Source organism: Bacteroidia bacterium, from assembly GCA_025056095.1.
Classification (GTDB): Bacteria; Bacteroidota; Bacteroidia; order JANWVE01; family JANWVE01; genus JANWVE01.
On the sequence record JANWVW010000261.1, the window covers coordinates 1 to 3,610 of the forward strand.

4 protein-coding genes are annotated in these 3,610 nt (G+C 39.2%); 2 read left to right on the forward strand and 2 right to left on the reverse strand.

Annotation, left to right across the window (positions count from 1 at the left end; translation table 11 throughout):
- Nucleotides 1-336: 336 nt before the first annotated feature.
- Nucleotides 337-651: a hypothetical protein gene (locus NZ519_13025; GenBank protein ID MCS7029677.1), complete on the reverse strand. Its 315-nt coding sequence runs from the start codon at nt 649-651 to the stop codon at nt 337-339.
- Between the two features lie 22 nt (nt 652-673).
- Between NZ519_13025 and NZ519_13030 the strand changes: the two genes are divergently transcribed.
- Complete coding sequence (locus NZ519_13030; GenBank protein MCS7029678.1) at nt 674-1,204, forward strand: CAP domain-containing protein; 531 nt, start codon at nt 674-676, stop codon at nt 1,202-1,204.
- The gene (kdsB, locus tag NZ519_13035; protein MCS7029679.1) at nt 1,194-1,937 is read left to right on the forward strand and encodes a 3-deoxy-manno-octulosonate cytidylyltransferase; all 744 of its coding nucleotides are present in this window, start codon (nt 1,194-1,196) and stop codon (nt 1,935-1,937) included. The genes NZ519_13030 and kdsB overlap by 11 nt, the downstream gene beginning before the upstream one ends.
- 144 nt (nt 1,938-2,081) lie before the next feature.
- On the opposite strand, the gene ettA is transcribed toward kdsB, so the two are convergent.
- Nucleotides 2,082-3,610, reverse strand: a 1,529-nt coding sequence (ettA, locus tag NZ519_13040; protein ID MCS7029680.1) for an energy-dependent translational throttle protein EttA, incomplete at its 5' end; no start/stop codon positions are given.

Genomic DNA, 3,610 nt, shown 5'->3' on the forward strand with positions numbered 1-3,610 from the left:
ACCCCCTGGGCAAGAGCGACAGTGTGGGAGAGGGGCTTCGCACCAAGCCTGACGGCTTGCCCTCCGCATGCCTCACGCAGAGAACGCTACAAGTACGCTAACTCTATTTACTCAAACCTTAACCTTGTAAGTACTTGAAAATGAATAATAAACAAGGTAAAAAACACATTTTAACCTTGTAAATTATTGAAAATCAATACTAAATAAGGTAAAACTTGAATGTTCAGGGTTAAAGGATTGTTAAAAGTTCATGTATTCGGAGTTTAACCTTGTACATACTTGAAAATGAACTCAAAACAATATAAAATGGGGGTATATCAAACAGGGTAAAAAATTTTAACTTTTTAAGTATTTGATAATGAGCATTAAACAAGGTAAAACAAACGTATATATACGAACAAGGTAAAACATCCCAAGGCTGCTGCGTGAGGCATGCGGAGGGTGGGCGTTAGCCCAGTGCGAAGCGAAGCGCAGCACCGAAGCGTTAGCGCAGCCCGCAGCACGCCGACCTTGTGGGCATGAGCGCAAGCGAAACGCCCACAAGGACACGCCCAAAAAAATACCTATCTCTTTTATACTTCCGCACATTGGCAAAGAAAAATAATTATCTACATTCAACTTTAATATAACTATGACAAAGTCTATTTTCATCTCAGTACTAAGCAGCCTATGCTTGGTAAATAGTTATTCGCAAACCATAAATAGAGAAGAAGCAAAAAAAGCATACGAACACTTAAATCTCATTCGGCAGAACCCTGCTGCTCATAGTCAAAGATTAAAAGCTGACCTAAACAATGTAAAACCCCAACCAGCCTTAAAATGGAACGATACTTTGGCAAAAGTTGCAGAGAATAAAGCTATGGATATGGCTAAACGTAAATATTTTGATCACGTTGACCCCGACGGAGATGGAATTAATATTAAAATTCACAAAGCAGGCTATAAACTTCCAAAAAGTTGGATAAAGGATAAAAAAAGCAATTATTTTGAGTCAATTGCCGCAGGAATTGAGGGTGGTCCCGCTGTAATTGACTTTTTAATTATAGATAAAAGAACTCCCTCTCTTGGTCATAGAAAACACTTGCTATCGATGGAAGAATTTTATGCAACCTGCCATGACATTGGAGTCGGATATGTAGATAATGCTCAAAATAGTCCCTATTCCACCTATATTTGTGTAATTATTGCTAAACATGGCTTCTAATTTAGTGTTGGGGGTTATACCTGCCCGTTATGGTTCTACTCGTTTTGAAGGCAAACCACTGATAGATATTGCAGGTAAAACTATGATACAACGAGTGTATGAGCAGGTTCAGAAAGCTAATCTTGATAAAATTATAGTGGCTACAGATGATACACGGATATACAAACATGTACAAAATTGGCAAGGTAATGTAATTATGACCGATAAAAAACACCCCAGCGGTACAGATAGGTGTGCTGAGGTAGCTGCTTTGTACCCTGAATATAATTTTATCTTGAATATTCAAGGTGATGAACCGCTCATACATCCCGATACCATAAATTCGCTTATACACACACTAAATAACCCCGATTGTCATATAGCCACGGCTTATACAGACTTCAAGGATATGGAAAGTTTATTAAGTTCTAATACGGCAAAAGTAGTTATGGATGTAAGAGGTAAAGTTTTGTATTTCAGTCGCAGTGTAATACCTTATATTAGGAATCTACCGCAAAATGAGTGGTTAAAGCAGTATCCATATAAAAAGCATGTAGGCATATATGGATTTAGGCGCAATATCCTTTTAGAAATAGCTCAAATATCTCCCTCTTCGTTAGAGCAAGCAGAGTCATTAGAGCAGCTTCGTTGGTTAGAGCAAGGGTATCAAATGTATGCTTTTTATACACCGCATGATGCAATAGGTGTAGACACCCCTGCGGACGTAGACAAAATCATAAAAAAACTGTGTTGATTTTGAGGGTTCATTTTTTTGGGCGTGTCCCTCGCTTGCGTTTCGCTGGCGCTCATGCAAGCAAGGACACGCCCAAAAAATCAAAATCATTGTATTTATAAAAAAAACTTTTTGCAGTTAATTAAACAAGTATCTATCTATTATCTATATCAATTTTTTGTACCTTATACGCTTTGGAATAGCATCTTTGCCTAAACGTTTTTTACGGTCCTCTTCATATTCTTGAAAATTGCCTTCAAAAAAGCGCACTTGACTATCCCCCTCAAAAGCTAAAATATGCGTAGCCACACGGTCTAAGAACCATCTATCATGGGAAATAATTAAAGCACAGCCTGCATAATTGTTAATAGCTTCTTCCAAAGCACGCAAGGTATTGACATCAATATCATTGGTAGGTTCATCTAGTAGCAGTACATTACTGCCTGATTTGAGCATGTAAGCCAAGTGCAATCGGTTTCTCTCCCCGCCCGATAGTTGATTCACTTTTTTGGATTGGTCGCTACCTGTAAAGTTAAATTTACTCAAATAAGCTCGGGCGTTCATGCTTTTACCTCCTACAATGATATTTTCGTTACCTTCGGAAATAAATTCATAGACTGACTTATCCGCATTGGCAATTAGAGCATCGTGTTCTTGGTCTACGTAGCCTAAATCTACCGTTTCACCGATGCGGATAATACCTGTATCAGGTTTTTCTTTGCCAACAATCATACGGAACAGAGTGGTTTTACCTGCCCCGTTAGGACCGATAATTCCCACTACTGCGCCTTTTGGAATGCTGAAAGTTACATTTTCCATCAGCAGCCTATCGCCGTAGCTTTTGGAAACACCTTCAAACTCAATGACAATATTCCCCAGCGGGCGCGAAATAGGAATAAAAATTTCCAACTCCTCTATTTTTGCCTTTGTTTCTTCGGATAGCAGCTTTTCGTATGCATTGATACGAGCTTTATTTTTTGTCCTTCGGGCAGAAGGGGTCATGTTTATCCATTCTAATTCTCTTTCTAAGGTCTTTTTTCGTTGTGAAGCTTGTTTTTCTTCCTGCTCTAATCGTTTCTTTTTTTGTTGAAGCCAAGAAGAATAATTTCCATGCCAAGGGATGCCTTGTCCTCTATCTAACTCTAATATCCATTCAGCTACATTGTCTAAAAAATAACGGTCGTGCGTTACGGCAATGACTGTACCTTTATATTGTTTGAGGTGTTGCTCTAACCAATGGACACTTTCAGCATCTAAATGGTTAGTGGGTTCGTCTAATAGTAAAATATCAGGTTGTTGTAAGAGCAAGCGGCATAGGGCTACGCGCCGTTTTTCTCCGCCTGAAAGGTGAGCAATTTTAGCATCAGGGTCAGGGCAGCGCAGGGCATCCATTGCTTTTTCTAATACTACATCTATTTCCCAAGCATTTTTAGCTTCAATTTGGTCTTGAAGTTCGGCTTGGCGAGCTAAAAGTTTGTCGTAGTCTGCATTAGGGTCAGCGAACTTAGCGCTTACAGCTTCGTATTCTGCTAATAAATCCATTATGGGCTTGACACCTTCTCTTACTACTTCTATTACTGTTTTTTCTTTGTCTAATTCAGGTTCTTGGGGCAGATATCCTACTGTGTAACCTTGGGTAAGTACAGCTTTTCCGATATAATCCTGATCTACACCTGCCATAATTCTCAACAATG

What these genes read in the sequence shown, in the direction of transcription:
- NZ519_13025 (MCS7029677.1), bottom strand. Translation starts at nt 651, where the DNA reads ATGAAAATAGACTTTGTCATAGTTATATTAAAGTTGAATGTAGATAAT.
- kdsB (MCS7029679.1), top strand. Translation starts at nt 1,194, where the DNA reads ATGGCTTCTAATTTAGTGTTGGGGGTTATACCTGCCCGTTATGGTTCT.